Source organism: Pseudomonas sp. PICF141 (assembly GCF_002286815.1).
Taxonomy (GTDB): domain Bacteria; phylum Pseudomonadota; class Gammaproteobacteria; order Pseudomonadales; family Pseudomonadaceae; genus Aquipseudomonas.
The window spans coordinates 1-23,730 of record NZ_MUNM01000048.1 but is presented as its reverse complement, the minus strand read 5'-3'; the positions used below and the strand labels follow the sequence as shown (position 1 = coordinate 23,730).

Below are 23,730 nucleotides of genomic sequence, written 5' to 3'. Positions count from 1 at the left end.
ACGGTCACTGCGCAGGTGCGCTCGCAAGCTTCATTCAGCTGCCTGCACTTGCACGACGGGTATCAGTTGCGCCGCCACGGGTGCCGGTTTGCCGCGCTTCTTGCGCTTGTTGATCAGCGGCGGGCATTTGTTTTCGTTGTGATAGGTCATCTGGCAATCGAGGCAGTAGTGACACTCGTTGGCATTGATCCGGCCATCAGGGTGAATCGCCTGGATTTCGCATTCCTTGGCGCACAACTGGCAGGGGCTGCCGCATTCCTGGCGGCGCTTGAGCCAGTCGAACAGACGCAATTTGGTCGGGATCGCCAGTGCCGCGCCCAAGGGACAGATGTAGCGGCAATAGACTTTGCGCGTGAAAACGTTGATCACCAGCAGCGCCACCGCATAGAGCACGAACCACCACTGACGGTCGAACTTGAGGGTGATGGCGGTTTTGAACGGCTCCACTTCGGCGAACAGCTCGGCGGTGGACATCGACTCCAGGGAGATGCCGAAAAGCAGCAGCAAGATGATGTATTTGATCGCCCACAACCGCTCATGCACCGCGAACGGCAATTCGTATTGGGGAATTTTCAGCTTGCGCGCGGCTTCGTTGATCAGCTCTTGCAAGGCGCCGAACGGGCACAGCCAGCCACACGCCACGGCCCCACAGCAGGATGCTCGCGGCGGCGAAGACCCAGAGCATGAAGACCAGCGGATCGGAAAGAAACAGCTCCCAGCGAAAGTGCTCGAACAGCGCATGCACAAAGGTCAGGACATTGACCACCGACAATTGCCCCAAGGCATACCAGCCCAGAAAGACCACGGTAAAGAGCAAGTAACCACGACGCAGCCAGTGCAGAAAGCGTGGCCGGCGGGTGAGCTTGTCTTGCAGGAACAGGATGGCCGTCAGCAGTAACAATGCGCTCGCGAGGACGGCGATCTGGAAGTGTTTCTGATACCAGATGGTCAACCACATCGGCCGGCTGGCTTCCTCGATGGCCGCCCGCTCTTCGGCACTGGGCGCCGGTCGCTCAAGGTAGGGTTCGGGCAATTGATAAGGCAGTTCGAAGCTGCTGAAGGTGCCACTGACCGGTCCCGTCTGCCGCCGCACCAGGAGCTCCAGGGACCACGGCGATCCCGGATCGAAACCGGCCGGTTCGCGGACAATGAAGATCGACATTTCATCGAACTCGGGCATGCCTTCGGCAAACACGTCGGTGAGTCGCTGATGGTCCATGTCGCGAAAGCTGATGATGTTGCCGAACTGGCGCAATTGCACCCGATCGAAAATCCCGCCGCGCACATACCCAGAGCCTTTATAGGAAAACAGCCCGCGCCCCAGCACCATAATGGCTTGTTCGCCGGGTTTGAGTTCCTGCATGAGCAAGCGATATGGGTTGTCGCCCAGCAGCGCGCGGCCAATGGTCGGTGGGTTCAAGTCGGCGGTGTACAGCTCGATGAAGGTGTCATCGACTTGATCCGGGCCGGCGTTGTCGACGCCCTCGGCTTCGGTGCCCTTGAAGGCGGCATCGACCTGCCCACGGGTCAGGTTCAACCGGCGAATGGCGCCGTTACCGGTCAGTTGCTCCCAGGTGGCGGGCTCGTAGAAATCCTGGCGCACAGTGGCAGGTTTGTTCAGCACCCCGCCCCTGTCCTCGATCAGCTTCAACGATACGGCCACCTCATGGGCGGCACGCATGATGACCTCATTGACCACCATGGCGGTGACCGTTGCACCAGCGATGGCATCCACGGTGACCGCGCTCGGGTCGCTGGAATGCCCGACGACTACCCGCTGGCTGACCTTGATCCCTTCGTATCGGGCACTGAAACCGTGGAGCTTTTCTTCGGGGATGCCGATCAGCAGAATCGGTTCGTGGTGCTCCAGCACATAGGCGTCCCGAATCACGCCGGCGGTGTCGAGGATCACCTGAGTGTTGATGGGTTTGCCCGAGTAGGCCGGAATGTCCACCACGTCCAGGCTCTGGAACACATAACCGATGACCTTGCCGGCCGCCGACAGCGTGCGCACCTTGAACGTGCCTTCGGGGTCGGAGATTGAATCGGTTTGCGGGAAGACCTTCTCGATGCGCTGCTGCTCGATGTCGCCGTATGACTTGGCCTGCACCGTCGCGAACACGGCGATCATCAGCAAGACCATCACCACCAGCCCGACGCTCCAGATGCGTGGATTGCCATGTATCGAAGGCTGATGGGTTGTCATGAATTCGCTGATTTCAAAAGGGCTTGCGGCCATGTTAGGGAGCGTTGCGCGCCCCGCCCTTGATTGAAATCAACTCGATAAAATTCCTTGCGCCAGAGCTCCCGAAGCCTCAAACGGTGCGGGAAAACCGGCCTTTTTGCTCCTCTCCCAGATAGGCGTCAAATGCCATTGCGGTACTGCGCATCATCAAATGCCCTGGCGGCAACAGCACCAACTCGTCGCTGTGAATCTGCAGCAGCCCGTCACGTACCTGCTCGTCCAGTCGCGCCAGCGAATCGGCAAAATACTCGGTGAAGCAAATGCCATGACCTGCTTCGAACTTGGCGAAATCGATCCGCCCGTGGCACATCAGGTCGCTGATCACTTCGCGGCGCAGCAGGTCGTCAGCGCTCAAGCGATAACCTCGATGCACCGGCAACAAACCTTGATCGATACGGGCGTAATACTGCGAAAGCTCCTTGACGCTCTGGCTGTAGCTGTCGCCGACCTTGCCGATCGAAGACACTCCAAGGCCGATCAAGTCGCAGTCGGCGTGGGTCGAGTAGCCCTGAAAATTGCGTTGCAGGGTGCCATGGGTGCGGGCCAGCGCCAGTTCGTCGTCCGGCAAGGCGAAATGATCCATGCCGATATACACATAACCGGCCTCGGTCAGGCGGCGGATGGTCAGCTCGAGCAACTCCAGCTTGCGCTCCGGTGGCGGCATGTCCGCCGGGCGAATCAGCCGTTGCGCGCGCACCAGCTCTGGCAAATGGGCGTAGCTGTAGGCGGCAATCCGGTCCGGGCGCAGGGCAATGATCTTGCCCAGGGTGATGTCGAAGCTGTTCACGGTTTGCAGTGGCAGGCCGTAAATCAGATCGACGCTGATCGACTTGAATTGCGCCTCACGCGCCGCCGCGACCAGCGCGTAAATCTGCTCTTCGCTTTGTTGGCGATTGACCGCCGCCTGCACGTCGGGATCGAAGTCCTGTACGCCAAAGCTCAGGCGATTGAACCCCAGTTGGCGCAGCGACTGGATCTGCTCGGCGCTGATGGTGCGCGGATCGACCTCGATGGAAAACTCATGCTCATCGCTGTCGTCCATGTCGAACGCCTGGTGCAGGCAGTCCATCAGCTCCGCCAGCTGTTCACGGGTCAAATACGTCGGCGTGCCCCCGCCCAAGTGCAGTTGCGTGAGCTTGCGCGTGCTGTCGAATAACGCCGCCTGCATGACGATTTCACGTTTGAGGTACGTCAGGTATTCGACGGCCCGATGGGTTTTGCGGGTAATGATTTTGTTGCAGGCGCAGTAGTAGCAAAGGCTCTTGCAGAACGGAATGTGGATATACACCGACAACGGCTTGGGCACCGCCGCCCGGTTGCTGTCGCAGGCGGCACGCTGATAGTCGTCGAGGGCAAACGCCTGATGAAACTGTGGCGCCGTGGGGTAAGAGGTATAGCGCGGCCCTGGGCGGTCATATTTTTCGACCAGGGCTCGATTGAAATCGAATGCAGGTTTCATGATCAATCAACTCGTAGATTGGTTAATGCCTTGCACTGCCTGAATCCTGTTCAAACAGGTTGCAGATGGCATCCACGTCCGGCCGGCCGGCGGGAAGAATGCTGATGAACCGGTCCGACAATTCAATCAACCCGTCACGACTCAATTGCTCCAGCAGTGGCCAGACAGCCGCAAAGTATTGATGGAAGATCAGCCCATAACGCCGTTCGATGGCACGGATATCCAACTCTTGATCACACGCCAGGCGCTCCGTGACCATGTGCCGTATCTGATCCCCCGCCTCGAAACGCCAGCCACGAGAGGTGGGTAATTGGTCCCGGTCCAGTTGCTGCTGATAGCGTTCGATTGCATCGGTGTTTTGCGTGTACAAATCGTCGATCTGACTGATAGCCCCCAAACCGAAACCGATGTGGTCGCAATAGCCGTGACGGGTAAAACCGTCACACGTGCGGCGCAACCGGCCGCGCTCCTGAGCGATCGCCAGATCATCATCGGGCCGCACGAACTGCCCCATACCGATGTAGTGATAACCCGCGCCCATCAATTGTTCGAAGGCGATCTGGCGCATCGCGCCTTTATCGTCCTGGCTGCACAGTGCCCTGACCTTGTCGCCGAGCCTTGGCCGATAGCGGCGTGGTGGCCGGGCATAATCGAACACCATCAGCCTGTCCGGCTCCAGCTCGATAATGGTCGTCAGTTTCAGCGCGAAACTTTCTGGCGTTTGCCAGGCATGACCAAACCCCAGATCGACGTTGATGGATCGATAACCAAAGGTGCGGGCGGCATCGATCAGTGAATGAACAGGGGCCGGGTTCTGGTAGCAGGCCACGGACAGGTCACAGTCGCCGTCGATATCCGGAACACCGATGCTGACATGATTGAATCCCTGGCCCCGCAGCGCGCCCATGGTCGTCCAATCGGTATGGTGAAGGTCGACATCAACGCTGTAGTCGCCGCACTCATGTTCAAGAAAGTTGAACCGGCCACGCAGATGACTCATCAGCCGATCGAGATGAGCGCTGGTGGGCGTTCCGCCGCTCAGATGAAACTCTTCGACGCGCTGTTCGGAACTGAGGTGGCAACCGACGACGTCGATCTCGTGTTCCAGGCGTTGAAGGTACTGTTCGATGTCGCCGTGCTCGCAGGAGGCATCGGGCGGGGAACAAAAGGATGACTTGAGCCGGGAAGGCAACTGCACATTCAGGGCGATCGGGCGTCGTTTCTGACGGCTGACGCGCAAGGCACGAAGCAAATCCAGGGAGCCAATGCCGTCATGAAACCTTTGCGTATCGACATGGCAGTTGGGGTCAAGTACGCCCTGGTCGCACCGAGCGATCAGTTCGCCGGGGGCGTCAGAAAAATCGAGCATGACAGGTCTCCGAGACTGGCTGCGGATCAACAGTGTCGGGGATTGACGATCAATGCTCCTTGACTTGTATCAAGCGCAAACCAAGTGCTTGCAGGACAGACCTTGGGGCAAGGCCGCTTACCACGTCAGGTAGAACATTCCCTTGGCCAGTAGCACGATGACGACCAAATGGCAAAACACACTGCCATGGATGAAATGCAGGTAGCGAGCGTTCATTCGGCCGCTTTTGAACAAAAACAGGGCGACCAGAAAATGCAGCAGCACGCTCACGGCGACCATGATTTTCAGCAGCAGCAAGGTGCTGAACGATGAAGCCATTGGCGTTGCAAGAACGGGTAAATAGCGCAGCCAGACCATGCCCAGCCCCGCGCCGAACAAAACCAGCAGCACCCACGGCATCAAGGTGCGGGCGCGGCGGCCAATACCCTCCTCGACCAGCAGCATTACTTTGGCGGGCAATTGTTTGCGGATGCTTTCCAGGAACAGGACTTCGAAAAACACTGTGCCGATAAAGATCAGGGCGGCAAACAGATGAAAGGTCAGAAACAGCGGATAGAGCATGAATGTTCGCCCTCGGTTCAGCTGTCGGTTTCTGCGCAGAATACAGAGCCGGTCGACTCAGGCGAATTGACATCAATCAAGAAACCCGCGAATCCCCGAAGCGGCCTGGCCGCGGGTTTGCGAACACAAGCGGCGACCTGTTGTTTGCAGGCGTTGCTGGTTAGCCCGCCTCAACGCTTACCTTGAAACTATTGTCTAAGCTTAAGCTTCAGCATGAGGGCTCAGCCATGTGCGGACGACTTTCGCAGTATCGAGGTATCCACGAATTCGTGGCGGCGCTGAGCATGCCCAACGCCCTGGTCAATAATGCTGGCGATCAGCCGCTCGAGCTCTACAACGCCGCGCCATCGACTCAGCTCGCCCTCCTCCATGAAGAAAGCGGCATGCTGCACGCCGACAGGGTTCGCTGGGGCTGGCGACCGCACTGGGCCAGGGATCACGCGACACCGATCAACGCCAGGGTCGAAAAAGTTGCCCACGACCCGTTCTTCAAGGAGATATGGCCGCACCGGGCAATTGTCGCCATCGACAACTGGTTTGAATGGGTTTACGAAGGCGGTCCGAAGAAACAGCCTTACCTGATCCGTCGAAAGGATCGCGCGCCGATCCTGTGCGCCGCGATCGGTCAGTACCCAAGGTACGAAAAGGAGCCGGACGAGCATGACGGCTTCGTGATCATTACCGCGGACAGTGAAGGCGGCATGGTGGATATTCACGATCGGCGGCCGGTGACGCTCAGTCCCGAATTGGCGCGCGAATGGATTGATCCATACACACCCAAGGAGCGCGCCCAACAGATACTCCTGCAAGAACGCGAACCTTGCGACGTCTTCGAATGGTTCAAAGTGGACATGGCCGTGGGCAATGTGAGGAACCAGGGCTCAGAACTGATAGAGCCTGTCGACGGCCCGCGCACCTGACGCGCTCCGGATTCCGAATCGCCAATAAGGCTGCGCCACCATGACGAGCGGGGATAAAACAATCTGAACCCGCACTTTCCCTCCCAGTCGAAAAATTTGGCAGCCCTTAATCACTGAAGCATCACTTTAAAGGAGTCTTTCCATGAAGATTTCGGAAGTCATGACCAAAGATGTGTTAACAGCCAAGCCAAACCAGACGATCCAGGAGGCCGCGAACATGATGGCCAGGATCGACAGCGGTGCCATTATGGTTGAGGAACAGGAGCGTCTGGTTGGCATGATAACGGACCGGGATATAGCCATTAGAGCCGTAGCCGAAGGACTCCCCGGCAAAACCCCTATCAGTAAGGTAATGACGGGCGGCATCCGCTATTGCTTCGAGGATGAAGACATCGAGCATGTGGCAAAGAACATGGCAGACATTCAACTGCGTCGCCTGCCCGTACTGAATCGGGAAAAGCGTCTGGTGGGTGTCGTATCGCTGGGCAACATTGCCAGCACCCGATCTCAATCTGCCGCTGCGACCGTATTGCGCGGCGTGGCGCAGGCCCATTGACCGGTGGGACAACGGGCGTCTAAACGCTCATCAGGATTAAAGTGGCCATGGATCCGGCATGCGCTCGCCTGGCTTGGGCTGGAATCCTTGCGTTCGGTTTCAGCGGTCAGGCGAGTGATTCTCCCGGCATCCGCTAATGCATCAAGCAAGCACCTTTCGCTGCATCCGGCGCACGCTCTGTGACAGGTCAGTCCGGCTCGATGAGCAGGTCTTTGTCTTGCGCGCCTAGGGCCGGCTCCTGGTCTTCCAGGTCGTCAGTATCACGCTTCTTTTTCAGGCGGGCTCGAGCGCGCTCGGTGTCATAGATCTTTCCCTCGGCCAAGCCGCTCAGGGTTGTTGAAATTCGATAGAAACCACCGCACGGCTCGCAATGAATGCGCAAGCCACTGCCGTACGAAGAATCTTCCAGCGCATAAGTATTTCCACAAAGCGGACAGTTCATAGCCACACCTCCCGATCCAGCCATAGCCGCTTCAGCCCGCCATCAACGCTGACAACCTGGATAGGGAGAGTGACAAATAGCGGGGTTACTTTTCTGAAACTGACAGCCAGGACTTAATCCGAAGTCAGTGATTGCCTGGAGCGAATCGGCGCAGTGACCGACTTCTCCTCGGTGTCGCAACGCAATAAGGAAACGTTGTAATCGTAGGTTGATATCAACGGTACCGGATCATCATTGCGTGACATCTCAAGCCATTGTCTTGTGCGTTCGATGTCAAAGCACTCGTTTCTGAATTTCATTCTCGCAACAAGGTTCGCAGAGACCTTGTAGCGTCCACATCCGGCCGGGCAATCGACCTCTGTCCAGTCTTGAGCGGCTTGACCGGTTTTAGAGGCCGCCTGACAAATTAAGCACTTCATGTTCGATCTCCGTTTCCATGAACTACAAACTGTAGACGATCCGCGACCCAGGAGCCGTTCACTCCAGCAGAAAACCAGGCATCCCGTCGCGCCAACTGCAATGACCACCTGGCCAATCAATCGTTCATCAAAAGTGAAGAGCCCAGCGCAATGGCTGGGCTCCGGCTATCTTCTGTTTTCCAGCATCTTATCGGCGAGTGCCTTGGCCCTTTGGATCAACAGATTCTGTCTGTCTTCGTGGGTGGCTTCTCCTACCACCGGTGCCGTCAGATGGCTTTCGGCAATCAACGCGGCACAGAAGTATTGGTCCCAAACAGTGCTTTGCTCCGACTCCTGTCTATTCATTTGGTCGGCGATCATATGCGGCTCCTTTTGATGAGGTAGCTCCTTAAGTTTATGCCCGAATCGTGGCCTACCCGTGTGGAAGGATGACCGGCACCTCCTTGCCATCCGCCCACTGGCGACAAGACGTTTCCTCAACTAGGATTTTTAGCGCACAGGACTTCGCCCACTGTGTTGTCGGGCGACTCATCAAAGGAGAGATAGATGACATCTACTCGAATTTCCGAGCAAACCTATCGTGGATGGTCCAACCCCATCTTGCTCGAACTCAAGGAAAGAGAACATCAGCTAAGCCCGTCGGCACGCCAGGCCCTGCAAAATGTCCTGGTGGAGAGGAGGCTTCTTGACACTGGCAACCCATCCGGCAGCGATCGGCGCAAAGCTGATCCGGCCCGGTAAAACGACAGACATCCATCGCGTTCCCATCCGGTCATCCTCCACGCTGCTGGCATTGCGCCCGGCAGCGTGTTCATAAACTGCTACCTAACTTCCAGACAAAAAAAAGCCCAGGCAGCTGATGGACGCCTGGGCTTTAAAAATGCATAAACCGTGGTGGTGAACGCGAGGCAATACTACCCAATTGGAGGACATGTAACAAGATATTCTAATTCACTATCCAGTTACTAAATCTCCTAAGCCTTTAAATATCCACACTATTTTCAAGTCATTTGCTGACTGTTCCGCTTCCGGCACCCTCGATTGCAGTGGAAAAAGCCTCCCGTGCATCGCGCACCAGCTCGCGCCATTGAGCGTTGCTGATGAGCCCGGCCTCTTGGATTCCATCCGCCGCCTTCAGCAGTTTGTCGTAGTGTTCTTCACAATCCATCCCGGCCTCCGGTTCTCTCAAGAGCCGGTACCAGGCATCGAGGGCTGCCTTTTTTCGATCATCATTCATGGCCAAACTCCAAGGACTGTCAGCCCTTGGAAGTTGATTCAGGCATGACCGTTCCTCAGTTCCGACATACGGCAACGGCGGGCGTTACAAACAATCCCGGACCGCCTGGCGCAGCGCCCCTGACTTGGCCCACGGTGGCCCCTGGTAAAGCGAAACCCGGCTGCCATCCTTCGATTTCACGATGTCGAGAATTTCGTCGGCCGTGATAATGCTTGGCGCGGTGATCCGGTAGCCATTGGAAATCGGCGATTGCGTCGCCCCTGGCACGTCCTGACGCCATAACGGTAATACACACGCGGCATATTCCTTGGGCGCCTTCTCGCTGTACTTGCTGACATTGGGCTCGCCGGGCACCACGGATGCGGGTAATGAACAACCCGCCAACAGAGCCACCGCTATTCCCGCTACCAACCTGCGCATAACGCTTCCCTATCCTGAAAAACGGGAAATGTAGCCTGTACTTGCGCAGACATCCAGCAAGCAGCCGGCGAAGTCTATAAAGGAGCTTCGCCCTGCCCCTGCCCGGCTCCCGAGCCGGAATCGGGATACGATCTTGCATTGAGGTAGGCCATCCATCGCTCGTACGCTTCATGCTGCCATTTCATGACCCGCTCCCATTCCGGACCACTCATCTGATGGGCCGAGATCAGTTTCATCATTTCCGTGGTGGCCGCATCCAGGTCAACGATCAGCTCATGTGCATGGTGTCTGAAATCATCGGTAGTCGTCATTTTCGAGATAGCCTCGCCCCAGCGAATAAATCACTACCTCAATACGACAGCAGAGCTGTCATCTCACGTTAATGTTCCCGACCAGTGGAACCACCTTTCATCACTATCCCTTCACGCAGACCACTTGTCGCAAAGTGTGCAGCACTTCCACCAGATCACGCTGGGCGTACATGACTTTATCGATGTCTTTGTAGGCCATCGGAATCTCATCGATGACCGCCGCATCCTTGCGGCACTCCACATGAGCGGTCGCGCGAATCTGGTCCGCGACGGTGAAGGTATTCTTGGCTTTGGTGCGGCTCATGGTCCGACCAGCACCGTGGCTGCAGGAGCAGAACGATTGCTCGTTGCCAAGACCTCGAACGATGAAGCTTTTGGCGCCCATGGAGCCGGGAATGATCCCAAGTTCGCCTTTCTTCGCCGACACCGCGCCCTTGCGGGTGACCAGCACGTCTTCGCCGAAGTGCCGCTCTTTCTGCACGTAATTGTGGTGGCAGTTCACCGCCTCCAGCGCGACCTCGAAGGGTTTACGGATCACTTGCCGCGCGGCCTGAATTACCGCCTGCATCATCAAGGCCCGATTCTGCCGAGCGAAGTCCTGAGCCCAGCCCACCGCTTCGACGTAGTCATCGAAGTGCCGGCTGCCCTCTTTGAAATAGGCCAGGTCGCGGTCCGGCAGATTGGCGATGTGCTGGCGCATGTCCGCTTGGGCTAACTGAATGAACAGAGTCCCGATGGCATTGCCAACGCCGCGAGAACCGCTGTGCAACATGAACCAGACGCGGTTGACTTCATCCAGGCAGACTTCGATGAAATGATTACCGGTACCGAGGGTGCCCAGGTGCTGACGGTTGTTGGTGCTGGCGAGTTTGGGGTACTTGTCGGTGATCGCCTTGAACCGTGGGCTCAGCGCCGCCCAGGCTTGATCGGCCTGGTGTGGAACGTGGTTCCAGGCGCCTTCATCGCGGCGGCCACGGCTCAACGTGCGGCCATGAGGCACGGCTTTTTCGATGGCACTGCGCAGGCCGTGCAGGTTGTCTGGCAAGTCGTCGGCGGTGAGTGAAGTACGCGCGGCAATCATGCCGCAGCCGATGTCCACCCCCACCGCCGCCGGAATGATCGCGCCCACGGTGGGGATCACGCTGCCGATAGTGGACCCTTTGCCCAGATGCACGTCCGGCATCACCGCCAGGTGCCTGAAGATGAAGGGCATCTTCGCGATATTGATCAACTGCTGCCGGGCTTCGCTTTCGACCGGCACACCCTCGGCCCACAGTTTGATGGGTTTGCCGTTGGCGACTTCCAGCAATTGGTAGACAGGTTTTTGCATGATTTCGACTCTCTTGCGATCAGACGAACATAACGCTCCAGACAGGTAAATAGGACTACTATTTCGTAGCGGGGAATTGCAGGAGGTCATCATGTGGCTTAACGAAGAGGAACAGCAACTTCGGCGCGACTTGCAAGGTATAGCCTCGGACCTGAGGTGGTCGGCGGTAGAGCTTTTGCGTATCGCAGAGCAATTGCGCCTGGCCGGCAATGACGTGGACGCCGAGGCAACGATAAGGCTGTGCGAGTTGTTCCATGGCGATGAAGAGCGACTGGCGGGCTATGCTGAAGAAGTAAAAGCCAAATCCATCAGTCGAACGAAAGCTCACTAGAGAGCGCTGCCATGAACAAGCGTCTATGCGCGCTGATCGCCGTGCTGGCGGCGTCAGGTGGCTGCAACACCGAATCACATATTTATCGAGACCAACCGCTGGTCGCCAAGGTCGAAACTGGCATGAGCAAGGAACAAGTCCAGCAGATTGGCGGCCAGCCTTTATCGATCACCAAGCGCACGGTGGAACCTGGTACCTGCTTTGATTACAAGCTGATCCAGGATGGCCGTCAGCAGCCGTACATTGTCAGTTTCGACAAGCAGGGCAAGGTCGACCACAAAAGCTTCATGACCTGTGCGCAATGGAGTCGAGCCCAACAAAAAGCCAGAGAATATTCCCCTTCCACAGGCGGGATGGGTGGCGGCGGCTATTGATGCCAGAGCGTAGCAGCTGCCGAGCTTGCGAGGCTGCGTTCGGCGGCGAAGCCGTCGTATACCGGTTTGGCTAAAACACCGCGCCGCCTGAAATCACGACCGCTTCGCAGCCGAACGCAGCCTCGCAGGCTCGGCACCTGCTACAACGCTCTATTTGTCTGATTTATGGCTGCGTGACGCTTTACCCGACCGGGCTCTGTAGGCGGGAAGCGAAGCCGCGTAGGCCAATGCTTCCTCTTTGCTTGCAAAAGCGCCAAGCCGGTCACCTTTGGTGCACACCCGCCAGGGGCCGTTGTTCACACTGAGTACGTCATAGCCGTTCATGTGCATTTTGTTCAGCATCGGAACGCTCATAGTCATCTCCATTCGGCAGTGATAGTTCTGGATCGACTCCACTACCTTACACCCGACTTTCACTGAAGTACCAACCAGACGTCGCGTCGGCATTCCGGCATTCCAATCGCACTTTCAGCAAACCTGTCGACTCAAAACCTTAAAGCAGACACCTCAACGGACTTCGGTCTGAATATTGCATTTTTATGTCTGTTTTATGACAACAGCAGTCGGGTAACTCATGAAAGTACGTGCCACGGTCATTTGCGAACAGGATCGACATATCCTCCTGGTGCGCAAGCCCAAGTCTCCCTGGACCTTGCCCGGCGGAAAAGTAGAACCAGGCGAAACCGCTGCGGGCGCGGCCATACGAGAGCTTTACGAAGAAACAGGACTGGGGGTCGACGGCCTGCTGTACCTCATGGAACTGGAAACAACCAGCACTCGGCACCATGTCTACGAAGCATCGGTCGTAAACCTGGCGGAGGCTAGTCCACAAAATGAAATCTTCGACTGCATCTGGTATCCGCTGGAGGCCGTCCACAATCTGAAAATCAGCGACGCCGCACTCAGAATCGTCAAAGCGTTTCGGCGTCGCTTGTAGGTCGCAGGTATTCCGGCCCGACGCCAACTGCAAGCTGTCAGCCTTGATCGCCCCCACCGACCGGCATGACCATGCCGGTGATGTAGGAGGCTTCGTCGCTGGCCAGAAACAGGATAGCGCTGGCCTGCTCATCCAGCGTGCCGTAGCGCTTCATCAAACTGCTGTCGAGGGTCTGGTCGACAATTTGTTGATACCAGAGCTTTTCCTGCGCGCTCTGTTGCTCGGTGTTGCGTGGGATCAGCCGCGGTGGCGCCTCGGTGCCGCCGGGGGCGGTCGCGTTGACCCGCACGCCACGACCGGCCGTTTCGAACGCCAGGCAGGCGGTCAGCGCATTGACCCCGCCCTTCGCCGCACCGTACGGCACGCGATTGACGCTGCGGGTAGCAATGGATGAAACGTTGACGATGGCGCCGCTACCTTGTTCGAGCATGAACGGCAGCGCGGCATGGCAACACCATAATGTCGGAAACAACGAACGGCGCACTTCGGCTTCGATCTGCGCCTCTTCATAGTGCTCGAAAGGTTTGGCCCAGATCGTGCCGCCCACGTTGTTGACCAGCACATCGAGGCAACCAAAACGTTCGACAGCGGTGCGCATCACGCGCAGGCATTCGCTGTATTGCTCAAGGTCGGCAGTCAGTGCGAGCACCTGACTGCGCTGCCCCAGTTCTTTCTGGAGCTCGAACACCAGATCGGAGCGGTCGACCAGAATCAGTCGCGCGCCTTCCGCGGCCATGCGTTCAGCCACGCGCCGGCCGATGCCCTGGGCGGCACCGGTAATCAGCGCGACTTTTTCGTGGAATCTGTTCATGTGTACCTCGTGATGAAGGATGCCGGCCGGTTCGAACCAGGTCAGTTAAAACGCAGAACCTGTGGGAGCGTGGCTTGCCCGCGAAGAACGATGACGCGTAATGCCTGAAAAACCGCAGTGCATTCTTCGCGGGCAAGCCACGCTCCCACAGGATTTTCATCGCTCCCACCAGTGGCTCAGGCCGCGCTGGCGGCAAATTTTTCGTAGTAGAAGTTCGCTGGCGCAACGCCTTGTTCGCGGATGAACTGGCTGACCGCCTCGACCATCGGCGGCGGGCCGCACAGGTAGACGTCGACGTCGCCATCGTTCAAATGCCGTGGCTCGATGTGTTGGGTCACATAGCCCTTGAGCGGGTGCCGGCTGTCGGGATTGGCCACGCAGGCACTGAAGCTGAAGTTCGCAATGCGTGCGGCGAAGGCTTCGAGTCGATCGAGCTCCACCAGGTCGAAATCGTTGGTCACGCCATAGATCAAATGCAGTGGATGCTCGCTGCCCTGCTCGGCGATTTTTTCCAGCATCGCGGTGAACGGCGCCAAGCCAGTGCCACCCGCCAGCAGCAACAATGGACGACGAATGTCGCGCAGATAGAAGCTGCCCAATGGCCCGGCCAGGCTCATGCTGTCGCCGGCCTTGGCCATGCCGGTGAGGAAACTGCTCATCAAACCGCCGGGCACGTTGCGAATCAGAAAGCTGACTTCGCCGTCCCGCTGCAACGAGCTGAACGAATAAGCGCGAGTCTGCCCGCTGCCGGGAACCCCCAGGTTCACATACTGCCCCGGCAGAAATGCCAGTTTGCTCAGGGCCTCGCCCTTGATCGACAGCGCGATGGTGCTGTCGGACAACTGCCGCACGGCGCTGATGGTCGCGTCGTAACTGGCCTGACGGGTGCGACAGACATCCGATGAAACCGGCACCCGCACCACACAATCGCTCTGGGCGCGCATCTGACAGGTCAGGACAAAACCCTGCTGTGCTTCGTCGGCGCTGAGGGCGTCTTCGATGTAGTCCTCGCCCAAGTCGTAGCGGCCAGCCTCGGCGAAGCATTTGCAGGTGCCGCAGGCGCCATCGCGGCAGTCCAGGGGAATATTGATGCCCTGGCGATACGCGGCATCGGCCACGGTTTCGCCGGCGTTGGCGTCGATGAATCGGGTGACGCCGTCTTCGAAATTGAATGCAATGGAATGAGTCATGACGGCCGCCTCAGAGGTGGTAGACATCGATGACCTGACGAACATAGTCGTTCTTCAGGATCACTTTCTTGGCCTTGATCAACGGGTTTTCACCGCGCACATCGAGGGTGTAGAAACTGCTGCCGAAATAGCTGTCGACGGTCTTGTAGCGAAAGCTCAGGGTGTGCCAGTTGAAGCGCACCTTGCACAGCCCGTCGGCCTGTTCGATCAGTTCGATATTGCTCAGGTTGTGCGAGGTGCGGGTGTCCGGCACGCTGGCACTGGAACGCTCGGTCTTGATGCGGAAGATGCGGTCTTCCAGGCCGGTGCGATTGCCGTACCAGATCAGCGAGATTTCTCGCTGCGGGTCTTCAGTCAGCTCGTCGTTGTCGTCCCAGGACGGCATCCAGAAGGTGGCGTCCGGCGCGTACAACTCCAGCCAGTCGTCCCATTGTTTGTCGTCGAGGTAACGCGCTTCGCGGTAGAGAAAATCGCGCACAGCGTCATAGGTGATGGTCATTGCACGGCCTCCACGGCAATCAGTCCGGACTGCTCGGCGGCCAACGCCTTGAGCATCGTTTGCTGCCAATACTTGTGTTGCAGCACGAACAGGCCTTCGTCTTCGGTACGCACGCCGCTGAGCAGCGGATGCAGGTCGATTTCCTTGGCCGCGTCATCAGCGCCTTCGACCCAATGTTCGGCGCCACGGGACATGTCGTTCCACGTGGTGACGCTGCCCTGGTAACCCGTCTGGCAGGAGCGAAACTCTTCCAGATCGTCCGGCGTCGCCATGCCGCTGACGTTGAAAAAATCCTCGTATTGACGAATCCGGCTGGACCGGGCGTGGTCGCTTTCGCCTTTGGGGGCGATGCAGTAAATGGTGATTTCGGTGCGGTTGACCGAGATCGGTCGGGCGATGCGAATCTGCGAGCTGAACTGGTCCATCAGGTACACATTCGGGTACAGGCACAGGTTGCGCGAGTTCTCGATCATCCAGTCGGCGCGAGCCTGGCCGAAATCCCGGGCCAACTCGTCACGACGCTCGTACAGCGGACGGTCCTCGGGGTTGGACCAACGGGTCCAGAGCAACATGTGGCCCTTGTCGAAGGAATAGAAACCACCGCCCTGCTTGGCCCAGGTGCCGGCGCTCATGGTCGGGTTGCAATCGCCGGCTTCGCGCTGTTTGCGCTGGTTCTGGGTCGCCGCGTAGTTCCAGTGCACCGAGCTGACGTGATAACCGTCGGCACCGTTTTCGGCAGTGAGTTTCCAGTTGCCTTCGTAGATGTAGCTGGAGGAACCGCGCAGCACTTCCAGGCCATCGGCGGACTGATCGACGATCATGTCGATGATCTTCGCCGACTCGCCCAGGTGCTCGACCAGCGGCACGACATCGGCCTTGAGGCTGCCGAACAGGAAGCCGCGATAGGATTCGAAACGCGCGACTTTGGTCAGGTCGTGGGAGCCTTCGCAATTGAAGCTCGCCGGGTAGCCGGCCGCTGCCGGGTCCTTGACCTTGAGCAGCTTGCCGGAGTTGTTGAAGGTCCAGCCGTGGAAGGGGCAAGTGTAGGAACTCTTGTTGCCGGTCTTGTGCCGGCAGAGCATCGCGCCACGGTGGCTGCATGCGTTGATAAAGGCGTTCAACTCACCGTCCTTGTTGCGCGCGATGAAGATCGACTGACGCCCCATGGTGGTGGTGTAGAAATCGTTATTGTTGGGTATCTGACTTTCGTGTGCGAGGTACAGCCAGTTGCCTTCGAAGATGTGTTCCATCTCGAGGTCGAACAGCCGCGGATCGGTGAACATCTCACGCTTGCAGCGATAGATGCCCTGCTCAGGGTCTTCTTCAAGCAGGGAGTGAAGGTATTCGGGTCGCAGGGACATGGCCGCCGCCTCCATTGTTTTTATTCAGGCAGGGCCATGCTAGGACGCGGGGATGGGACGGACTATCCGCCGGGTGCAGACCTGTATCCGTTTTGTGCAGAGGGTGAAGCGACCCGATCGTTCCCACGCTCTGCGTGGGAATGCAGCGAGGGACGCTCTGCGTCCCAAAAGCGGACGCGGAGCGTCCGTTGAGGCATTCCCACGCGGGAGCGTGGGAACGATCAAACAAAGAATGGGACTGCTGCGCAGTCCAGCGGGAGCAAGCTCCCTCGCCACAGGTTACTTATCGCAACCTATTCAATGACGGCGCTTGAGGGTATCGGAAGGCAATTCGCCGAACTGTTTGCGGTAGCTGTCGGAGAACCGGCCCAGGTGCAGAAAGCCGTAATCCATGGCCACTTGCGTGACGTTGCGCACGTTGCAGGTCGGGTCGCTCAGGTTGGCGTGAATACGTTCGAGCTTTTTCTGCCGGATGTAGTTTTTCGGCGTGTCCCCCGCGTTGCGTTCGAACAACCCATACAGCGAACGCAGGCTCATCCGCGCCTGGCGCGCCAGTTCTTCGCTGTCGATGTCCTGCTTGAGGTTGCAGGCGATGTAATCGACCAGCGCCTCGAACGTGGCCGAGGGTGAGCCGGGGTCGGTGCGCATGACGTTGGTCTTCATCAGGCCGAGCATCTTGCTGACAATGATTTGCGCATAGTGCTCCTGCACCCGGGGAATCTGCTCGGTGGCTTCGGCCTCCTGGCAAATCATCGCCAGCAGACCGACGAAACCTTCCAGCTCATTGAGCTGATAACGATTTTCCAGAAACCGTACGCCCTGCTCCGGATACCGCCAGCGCTGCTCTTCGCACACCGACTCCAGCAGCCGCGCCGGGACTTTCAGGATGAATTTTTCGCAATCACTGGAATAGGTCAGGTCCACCGGATCATCGGGGTTGATCAGCAGCAACTCGCCAGGCGCAAAGTAATGTTCCTGACCATGGCCACGCCACAGGCAGTTGCCGCGCAGCAATACTTGCAAGTGATAGATGCTGTCCAGCGCATGGGACATGACCCGCACACTGGCGCCGTAACTGATGCGACACAGGTCGAGGCTGGCGAATTTGCGATGATCGAGGCTGGCCAGCGGCCGGCCAGCCCGAGGCATCCGCAGGCAATGATTGCCGACGTGCTGATTGACGTAGCCGGATACCGCGTAAGGGTCGGCATGGTCGAAGACTCTGCTGCGATGACTCAACAATTGCGCTTGCATCATCGGATCACTCTCGTTGTTATTGTTGATTGCGCCGCCATTCTAGTGCCCTGGCCGAAACACAGAAGGCCACGAGATAAACGGTCGGTTATCTCGTGGCCCGGTTCGGCTGGTCGAGGGCATCAGTCCTCGAGCGCGCGAACCCGTTCGTGGCGTTGCTGCTCCTCAGGCTGGGCAGACGACTGCAGGGTGAAGTCAAAATCGATTTCGGCAAAGCGCCCGCTCACGCCATGAGCCGCCGCTCGCTGCGGATCATCGCTGAAAGTGATCTTGGCAATCAGCTCATCGCGGGTGGCGTAGGCGAAATCGTCATGCAGGTATTGATCGCCGTCGAGATTGATCTGGGTGGTCAGGTGACGATGATCCGCTGCCGAAATAAAGAAGTGGATGTGCGCCGGACGCTGCCCATGACGCCCCAGTTGATCGAGCAATTGCTGGGTCGGACCGTCCGGCGGGCAGCCATAGCCCGACGGCACGATGCTGCGAAAGCGGTAACGGCCCTCGGCATCGGTGACGATACGGCGACGCAAGTTGAAGTCCGATTGAGTGGTATCGAAGTACGAATAAGTGCCGCCGGTGTTGGCGTGCCAGACATCCACCACCGCGCCAGCCAGCGGTTCGCCGACGGTGTTGCGCACCTGGCCTTGCATGAACAGCACCACACCCGGATCGACGCCGTCATCCAGCCGCGCCTCGCCTTCCGATAGGGGCGCACCGGCCACATACAGCGGCCCTTCGATGGTACGCGGTGTGCCGCCGGCCTTGCCGGCCTGCTCGTCTTCGGCGTCCATCAGCAGGTCGAGGTAATGCTCCAGACCGAGCCCGGCCACCACCAACCCGGCCTCTTGACGCGCACCCAGCACATTGAGGTAGTTGACGGCTTTCCAGAATTCTTCCGGGGTCACGGCCAGGTCTTCGATGATGTTCACCGAATCGCGCAGGATGCGGTAAATCAGCGCCTTGACCCGCGGATTGCCGGCTTCGTTATGCAGACCGCTGGCATCCTCGAGAAACTTCTGGGCACTGGCAGTGTGGGAAATCTTGACGTTCATTTTGGTGGGTTCCTCATCTTGTAATTATTAGCGTAGCGAACTGGACAGGCCGGGTTCAGCGGTCATCCTCGCGAATGGACGAAGGATGCCGGCACATCGCGGTGACTTCGATCGCCATGTACGGGTACAGCGGCAATTGCATCAGCAGGTCATGCAGTTCCTGAACGCTGTCGACATCGAACACGCTGTAATTGGCATAGAGCCCGGCGATGCGCCACAGGTGACGCCACTTGCCTTGCTCTTGCAGGCGCTGGGCCAGGGCTTTTTCGTCGGCCTTGAGCTGAGCGGCGCGTTCCGGGTTCATGTCGACCGGTAAATTCACAGTCATTCTTACGTGAAACAGCATGATGCCCTCCTCAGGCTTGATGAACGGCAGTGGATGTGATCCTGGAGACTTTGTCCCGACGGAAAAACGCCAGGCGCTCTTCATCCAGGCTCAGGCCCAACCCCGGGGTGTGCGGGACGTGCAGTTGGAAATCGCGATAGACCAATGGCTCGCTGAGAATGTCTTCGGTGAGCAGCAGTGGGCCGAACAACTCAGTGTCCCAGCCCAGTGTGTTCAGGGTGACGAAGGCATGGGCCGAGGCCAGCGTGCCGATACCGCCTTCGAGCATGGTGCCGCCGTACAGGCCGATACCGGCCGCCTCGGCAATCGCGGCGGTTCGCAGCACGGCGCGCGGGCCGCCGTTCTTGGCGATTTTCAGGGCGAATACCGAAGCCGCGCCCTCCCGCGCCAGGTTGAAGGCATCCTCCACGCATTCGATAGACTCATCGGCCATGATCGGCGCCGGGCTCACGGTATTCAGGCGCACCATGCCGGCGCGGTTATGGCGCGAGATCGGTTGTTCGATCAGGTCGATGCCGTTGGCTCCGAGGATTCGGCAGGCGCGCAATGCGACCGCTTCGTCCCAGGCCTGATTGACATCGACCCGCACGCTGGCGCGATCGCCCAACGCCTTTTTGATCGCAATGACGTGCGACAGGTCGCGGTTGACCTCGCCAGCGCCGATTTTCAGCTTGAAGATCCGATGACGACGCAGGTCGAGCATTTTCTCCGCTTCGGCAATGTCCTTGGCGGTGTCGCCGCTGGCCAGGGTCCAGGCCACCGACAGCGCATCGCGAACACGGCCTCCCAGCAGTTCGCTGACCGGCAGGCCGAGGCGCTTGCCTTGGGCGTCGAGCAAAGCGCTTTCGATACCCGATTTGGCGAAGGTGTTACCCCGAATGCTGCGCTCCAGGCGTAACATCGCGGCATTCACATTGCCGCTGTCCTGGCCGATCAGCAAGGGCGCGAAGTGTTTGTCGATATTGGTCTTGATGCTGTCCGGGCTTTCGTTGCCATAGGCCAGACCGCCAATGGTGGTCGATTCACCAACCCCTTCAACACCGTCGGCACAGCGCACACGGATGATCACCAGTGTCTGGTTCTGCATCGTGTGCATCGCCAGCTTGTGCGGGCGAATGGTCGGCAGATCGACGATGATCGTCTCGATCGATTCAATGGCAGTTGCACGCATGTCGATACCCGTCAGGTTCTTAAAGTTCTGGAACGGATTCTCGTACGGCTTTTTCCGGGCGGCCAATATAGAATTGGTCTGGTTCGATACCTTGAAGGTATTTAACAGCTTAAAGGCATTCAACCGATCGACGTCCGGGAGGCCCCATGGAACTGCGTCACCTGCGGTATTTTCAGGTGTTGGCTCAAACCCTCAACTTTACCCGCGCCGCCGAACTGCTGCACATCGCCCAACCGCCGCTGAGCCGGCAGATCCAGCAGCTGGAAGACGAACTCGGGGTGCTGCTGCTGGAACGCGGACGACCGCTGAAGCTGACGGATGCCGGGCGGTTTTTCCACGAACATTCCACCGCCCTGCTCGAACAACTGGGCAAGGTGTGCGACAACACACGGCGGATCGGGCTGGGCGAAAAGACCTGGCTGGGCATCGGCTTTGCGCCATCGACACTGTATGGCGTGCTGCCGGAACTGATTCGCCGATTGCGCAGCGGCGAGCCTTTGGCGCTGGAGTTGGGGCTCTCGGAAATGACCACCTTGCAACAAGTGCAGGCGCTCAAGGCCGGGCGCATTGATATTGGCTTCGGGCGCATTCGCATCGACGACCCGGCGATCATCCAGACGGTTTTGACGGAAGACCGGCTGGTCGCCGCCCTGCCCGCCGGCCATCCATTACTGGCCGGGCCGATCAGCCTTCGTGAACTGGCAAAAGAACCCTTTGTCCTCTACCCCGGCAACCCTCGCCCCAGTTATGCCGATCATGTGATCGCCTTGTTCGAATCCTATGGCGTGCACATCAACGTGGCGCAATGGACCAATGAGCTGCAAACAGCAATCGGCCTGGTAGGTGCGGGAATCGGGGTGACGCTGGTGCCGGCCTCAGTGCAGTTACTGCACCGCGACGACATTGGTTTTACCCCCGTGCTGGAAGACAACGCCACCTCGCCGATTATCCTCAGCAGACGCATGGGCGATGTATCGCAGGGGTTGAATCACTGTTTGCAGATGATCGATGAACTGCTGCCGCGTGACAGATGCGATCGGTAGCAGCCGACAGTTGCTACTGGGAGTCGTGGTTAGGCCATTACACCAGCGAAGGCGCGACGCCCGGCACGCATTTCGGTGCGAAGTTCGCCGATCAGGTTGGAAATATCACGGATGCTGGTCAATTCGTCGGGGGATACGCCGGTAATCAACAGCTCAATCCGCCCCGTGTTGTGATCGAAGACCTTGATTCGCAAAGTGTCATCGCGATTCACGGTGCATTCGCAGGACAGCGGTTTGAAACCGGACTCCACAATGCTGCAAAGCTGGGGAACTGGAATCATGGCAAGCGCCCTCGGAGGCGGTTTTCCGATTGGATCCACTCAGCGTAGATCAACTTGCGCAACGCGCCAGCGAGTTCTGTTCTGTAGCAGCTGCCGAGCCTGCGAGGCTGCGTTCGGCTGCGCAGCAGTCGCGAATCCTGCTAACGCGGTTTGCCTGATACACCGCAAGTTCTGGTTTGACGACTGCTGCGCAGCCGAACGCAGCCTCGCAGGCTCGGCAGCTGCTACACAATCAATCGTCCGACCTCACTGGGTGTCTGCGCCCCACAACCAGTTCCAGAACCCTGGCAACTCAACCGCTTCTGAACTGTGACGAACGGTTCGCGCCATGGCCGCTCGCTGCAGCGCTGCCGTGTCGTCGTAAAACGCTTTCTGCGCCGTGACCAGCCCGGTGGCGCTGGCACTGTCGAGCAGGATTTGCAGGTATTCGCGGGTATGCCGGGCGGTGTAGCGATTCAGGTCGTGAAAGGTCACCACCACCGGAATCACCCCGTCCACCGTCGGCAACTCACCAAGGGCAATGCGTTCGCGGACTTCGGAGAGTTGCCGCAGCATGTTGGCCCGCCGACGGGGGCTGGCGTTGAAGCCCCAGATCTTGCCGTCATTGGCGCTCAAGTCGGTCAGCAATAGGTGCATGCCATGTCGTTGATAGGCCGCAAAAGTACGCTCGTCGTAATTCCAGAATGGCGGGCGCACCAAGGTCGGCGTGGCGTGGCTGATCGCGGCGATGTCTGCGCTGCCATCAATGAGCGACTGCTCCAGTTCTTCCGGCTCCAGCGAACGATGATTGGTGTGCCGGCGCGTGCCGGTGTGAAAGCCCAGCAGGTGACCTTCAGCGTGTTCGCGACGCATGATCTGTCGACCTGCTTCACTGCCGCCAGCGCGTGAGTCACGGGTCTGCACGAAGAACACAGCTTTAATGTCGGGTTGCAGCGGATTGCGCGCCAGGCTGTCGAGCACGGTGACGGTCGGGTTGTAGAAGCCGGATGCGCTGGGCCCGTCGTCGAAGGTCAGCAGAAAACGGATCGGCGCTTGTGCGTGCAGACTCTGTTGCGTCTGCGGCGTCATTTCAATGGGCGCGGCAATGCAGCCCAGCAAGCCGACTGCGATGGCGAACGCGGAGAAAACCTTGACCAACTGTTTCATCTTTTGCCTTGGACCAGACCTTGCGGTCATCACGTTTAATGGCAAAAACCCCTCGCCCATTCATCCCTCGACCGCCCGCAGATCGCTGCGAGCCGAGGTTGGATAAGGGGACGCAGTGTTTGGTTCCAGTGTGCCTGCCCCCCAACTTCTTGTATTTCAGACGGTAAAGAACCAAAAAGCCCCGCTATCAAATGGCGGCCGGCATGCTGGCCATTTCCGCGCTTGACCGTTCGTCGAAACTGTTATTTCTCTCAGTATATGGGCAGGTGTCTACGAGCGAGAGTGACTGCAGCTCTCTTACTTTTCAGGAGAAACCCCATGAGTGCCCCAATCCTTTTCTCACCCATTACCAAGCATTTTCCGCAAAACAAACCATTGTTTCTCGGCAAAGGTACGCCAGGAACCGAAATCACAGTATGCCAAAGCGGGAACAGCACCAAGATCCTGGCGAAAACAACGGTGGATTCAAACGGCAGTTGGCTCGTTCAATCGGCAGTGGAGTTGCCGGAAGGCGGCTACTCAATCAGTGCCTACCGCACAGGAACTACCGATTATGCAGCGAATACTCCTTTCTATGTAGCGCCACTCAACCCGATCCTCACCAGCCCAACCACCGTGGATTCCCTTCGTCCCCTGCTCAGGGGCAAGGCGGCCGCCAATGCCAT

29 protein-coding genes and 1 pseudogene are annotated in these 23,730 nt (G+C 58.5%); 8 read left to right on the top strand and 22 right to left on the bottom strand.

The window, feature by feature from the left end; all coding sequences use genetic code 11:
* Window positions 1-30: 30 nt before the first annotated feature.
* From nosR to BZL43_RS12660, 4 genes and pseudogenes are all read right to left on the bottom strand, one after another.
* A pseudogene (gene nosR, locus BZL43_RS12675) lies at window positions 31-2,206 on the bottom strand (transcriptional regulator NosR).
* 109 nt (window positions 2,207-2,315) lie between these two features.
* Window positions 2,316-3,704 (bottom strand): oxygen-independent coproporphyrinogen III oxidase, encoded by a 1,389-nt coding sequence (gene hemN, locus BZL43_RS12670; protein ID WP_095632621.1) that lies wholly within the window; start codon window positions 3,702-3,704, stop codon window positions 2,316-2,318.
* Window positions 3,705-3,726: 22 nt separating this feature from the next.
* Window positions 3,727-5,073, bottom strand: a complete 1,347-nt coding sequence (locus BZL43_RS12665; RefSeq protein ID WP_095632620.1) for a coproporphyrinogen III oxidase — start codon at window positions 5,071-5,073, stop codon at window positions 3,727-3,729.
* 117 nt (window positions 5,074-5,190) lie between these two features.
* A complete protein-coding gene (locus tag BZL43_RS12660; protein WP_095632619.1) occupies window positions 5,191-5,634 on the bottom strand; it encodes a CopD family copper resistance protein in 444 nt (147 codons plus the stop codon).
* A gap of 227 nt (window positions 5,635-5,861) precedes the next feature.
* Here BZL43_RS12660 and BZL43_RS12655 point away from each other — a divergent pair, with 227 nt between their 5' ends.
* Together BZL43_RS12655 and BZL43_RS12650 are read left to right on the top strand one after the other, a co-directional pair.
* A complete protein-coding gene (locus BZL43_RS12655) occupies window positions 5,862-6,554 on the top strand; it encodes an SOS response-associated peptidase family protein (RefSeq protein WP_095632618.1) in 693 nt (230 codons plus the stop codon).
* 142 nt (window positions 6,555-6,696) lie between these two features.
* Entirely contained in the window at window positions 6,697-7,110 is a 414-nt protein-coding gene (locus tag BZL43_RS12650; RefSeq protein WP_095632617.1) for a CBS domain-containing protein, read from the top strand.
* 187 nt (window positions 7,111-7,297) lie between these two features.
* Here BZL43_RS12650 and BZL43_RS12645 read toward each other — a convergent pair whose 3' ends face one another.
* From BZL43_RS12645 to BZL43_RS12635, 3 genes are all read right to left on the bottom strand, one after another.
* Complete coding sequence (locus BZL43_RS12645) at window positions 7,298-7,552, bottom strand: hypothetical protein (RefSeq protein ID WP_095632616.1); 255 nt, start codon at window positions 7,550-7,552, stop codon at window positions 7,298-7,300.
* A gap of 113 nt (window positions 7,553-7,665) precedes the next feature.
* On the bottom strand, window positions 7,666-7,971 hold the full coding sequence (locus BZL43_RS12640; RefSeq protein ID WP_095632615.1) for a hypothetical protein: 306 nt from the start codon (window positions 7,969-7,971) through the stop codon (window positions 7,666-7,668).
* Window positions 7,972-8,136: 165 nt separating this feature from the next.
* The gene (locus tag BZL43_RS12635) at window positions 8,137-8,331 is read right to left on the bottom strand and encodes a hypothetical protein (protein WP_095632614.1); all 195 of its coding nucleotides are present in this window, start codon (window positions 8,329-8,331) and stop codon (window positions 8,137-8,139) included.
* A gap of 186 nt (window positions 8,332-8,517) precedes the next feature.
* Between BZL43_RS12635 and BZL43_RS28565 the strand changes: the two genes are divergently transcribed.
* Window positions 8,518-8,712, top strand: coding sequence for a hypothetical protein (locus tag BZL43_RS28565; protein ID WP_095632613.1), 195 nt, complete (start codon window positions 8,518-8,520; stop codon window positions 8,710-8,712).
* A gap of 265 nt (window positions 8,713-8,977) precedes the next feature.
* Here BZL43_RS28565 and BZL43_RS12625 read toward each other — a convergent pair whose 3' ends face one another.
* The 4 genes from BZL43_RS12625 to BZL43_RS12610 all read right to left on the bottom strand — a co-directional run bounded on the left by BZL43_RS12625 (window position 8,978) and on the right by BZL43_RS12610 (window position 11,269).
* On the bottom strand, window positions 8,978-9,208 hold the full coding sequence (locus BZL43_RS12625; protein ID WP_095632612.1) for a hypothetical protein: 231 nt from the start codon (window positions 9,206-9,208) through the stop codon (window positions 8,978-8,980).
* Between the two features lie 84 nt (window positions 9,209-9,292).
* Window positions 9,293-9,628: a hypothetical protein gene (locus BZL43_RS12620; protein ID WP_095632611.1), complete on the bottom strand. Its 336-nt coding sequence runs from the start codon at window positions 9,626-9,628 to the stop codon at window positions 9,293-9,295.
* A 74-nt stretch (window positions 9,629-9,702) separates the two neighbouring features.
* The gene (locus BZL43_RS12615; protein ID WP_095632610.1) at window positions 9,703-9,939 is read right to left on the bottom strand and encodes a hypothetical protein; all 237 of its coding nucleotides are present in this window, start codon (window positions 9,937-9,939) and stop codon (window positions 9,703-9,705) included.
* A 103-nt stretch (window positions 9,940-10,042) separates the two neighbouring features.
* On the bottom strand, window positions 10,043-11,269 hold the full coding sequence (locus tag BZL43_RS12610; protein ID WP_095632609.1) for an RtcB family protein: 1,227 nt from the start codon (window positions 11,267-11,269) through the stop codon (window positions 10,043-10,045).
* 91 nt (window positions 11,270-11,360) lie between these two features.
* Here BZL43_RS12610 and BZL43_RS12605 point away from each other — a divergent pair, with 91 nt between their 5' ends.
* A complete protein-coding gene (locus BZL43_RS12605) occupies window positions 11,361-11,600 on the top strand; it encodes a hypothetical protein (RefSeq protein ID WP_095632608.1) in 240 nt (79 codons plus the stop codon).
* Window positions 11,601-11,611: 11 nt separating this feature from the next.
* Window positions 11,612-11,974, top strand: a complete 363-nt coding sequence (osmE, locus tag BZL43_RS12600; protein WP_095632607.1) for an osmotically-inducible lipoprotein OsmE — start codon at window positions 11,612-11,614, stop codon at window positions 11,972-11,974.
* Between the two features lie 150 nt (window positions 11,975-12,124).
* Here osmE and BZL43_RS12595 read toward each other — a convergent pair whose 3' ends face one another.
* Window positions 12,125-12,328: an SPOR domain-containing protein gene (locus BZL43_RS12595; protein ID WP_095632606.1), complete on the bottom strand. Its 204-nt coding sequence runs from the start codon at window positions 12,326-12,328 to the stop codon at window positions 12,125-12,127.
* A 220-nt stretch (window positions 12,329-12,548) separates the two neighbouring features.
* Between BZL43_RS12595 and BZL43_RS12590 the strand changes: the two genes are divergently transcribed.
* On the top strand, window positions 12,549-12,911 hold the full coding sequence (locus BZL43_RS12590) for an NUDIX hydrolase (RefSeq protein WP_095632605.1): 363 nt from the start codon (window positions 12,549-12,551) through the stop codon (window positions 12,909-12,911).
* Between the two features lie 37 nt (window positions 12,912-12,948).
* Here the strand turns inward: BZL43_RS12590 and BZL43_RS12585 are convergent, their stop codons facing one another.
* The 8 genes from BZL43_RS12585 to BZL43_RS12550 form a co-directional block, all read right to left on the bottom strand.
* Complete coding sequence (locus BZL43_RS12585; RefSeq protein ID WP_095632604.1) at window positions 12,949-13,722, bottom strand: 1,6-dihydroxycyclohexa-2,4-diene-1-carboxylate dehydrogenase; 774 nt, start codon at window positions 13,720-13,722, stop codon at window positions 12,949-12,951.
* A gap of 176 nt (window positions 13,723-13,898) precedes the next feature.
* The gene (benC, locus tag BZL43_RS12580) at window positions 13,899-14,912 is read right to left on the bottom strand and encodes a benzoate 1,2-dioxygenase electron transfer component BenC (RefSeq protein WP_095632603.1); all 1,014 of its coding nucleotides are present in this window, start codon (window positions 14,910-14,912) and stop codon (window positions 13,899-13,901) included.
* Between the two features lie 10 nt (window positions 14,913-14,922).
* Window positions 14,923-15,411, bottom strand: coding sequence for a benzoate 1,2-dioxygenase small subunit (gene benB / locus BZL43_RS12575; protein ID WP_095632602.1), 489 nt, complete (start codon window positions 15,409-15,411; stop codon window positions 14,923-14,925).
* Window positions 15,408-16,772: a benzoate 1,2-dioxygenase large subunit gene (gene benA, locus BZL43_RS12570; RefSeq protein ID WP_095632601.1), complete on the bottom strand. Its 1,365-nt coding sequence runs from the start codon at window positions 16,770-16,772 to the stop codon at window positions 15,408-15,410. Before benA ends, benB begins: the two co-directional genes overlap by 4 nt.
* A 297-nt stretch (window positions 16,773-17,069) precedes the next feature.
* Window positions 17,070-18,029, bottom strand: a complete 960-nt coding sequence (locus tag BZL43_RS12565; RefSeq protein WP_095632600.1) for an AraC family transcriptional regulator — start codon at window positions 18,027-18,029, stop codon at window positions 17,070-17,072.
* A gap of 119 nt (window positions 18,030-18,148) precedes the next feature.
* The gene (gene catA, locus BZL43_RS12560) at window positions 18,149-19,078 is read right to left on the bottom strand and encodes a catechol 1,2-dioxygenase (protein WP_095632599.1); all 930 of its coding nucleotides are present in this window, start codon (window positions 19,076-19,078) and stop codon (window positions 18,149-18,151) included.
* Between the two features lie 55 nt (window positions 19,079-19,133).
* Entirely contained in the window at window positions 19,134-19,424 is a 291-nt protein-coding gene (gene catC, locus BZL43_RS12555; RefSeq protein ID WP_095632598.1) for a muconolactone Delta-isomerase, read from the bottom strand.
* 10 nt (window positions 19,425-19,434) lie between these two features.
* Window positions 19,435-20,595 (bottom strand): muconate cycloisomerase family protein, encoded by a 1,161-nt coding sequence (locus BZL43_RS12550; RefSeq protein WP_168185089.1) that lies wholly within the window; start codon window positions 20,593-20,595, stop codon window positions 19,435-19,437.
* 146 nt (window positions 20,596-20,741) lie between these two features.
* Between BZL43_RS12550 and BZL43_RS12545 the strand changes: the two genes are divergently transcribed.
* The gene (locus tag BZL43_RS12545) at window positions 20,742-21,638 is read left to right on the top strand and encodes a LysR family transcriptional regulator (RefSeq protein ID WP_095632597.1); all 897 of its coding nucleotides are present in this window, start codon (window positions 20,742-20,744) and stop codon (window positions 21,636-21,638) included.
* A gap of 29 nt (window positions 21,639-21,667) precedes the next feature.
* Here the strand turns inward: BZL43_RS12545 and BZL43_RS12540 are convergent, their stop codons facing one another.
* Window positions 21,668-21,919, bottom strand: a complete 252-nt coding sequence (locus tag BZL43_RS12540) for a DUF1652 domain-containing protein (protein ID WP_095632596.1) — start codon at window positions 21,917-21,919, stop codon at window positions 21,668-21,670.
* A 246-nt stretch (window positions 21,920-22,165) separates the two neighbouring features.
* Complete coding sequence (locus BZL43_RS12530) at window positions 22,166-23,065, bottom strand: polysaccharide deacetylase family protein (protein WP_095632594.1); 900 nt, start codon at window positions 23,063-23,065, stop codon at window positions 22,166-22,168.
* Between the two features lie 318 nt (window positions 23,066-23,383).
* Here BZL43_RS12530 and BZL43_RS12525 point away from each other — a divergent pair.
* Window positions 23,384-23,730, top strand: a 347-nt coding sequence (locus BZL43_RS12525; protein WP_143517855.1) for an Ig-like domain-containing protein, incomplete at its 3' end; no start/stop codon positions are given.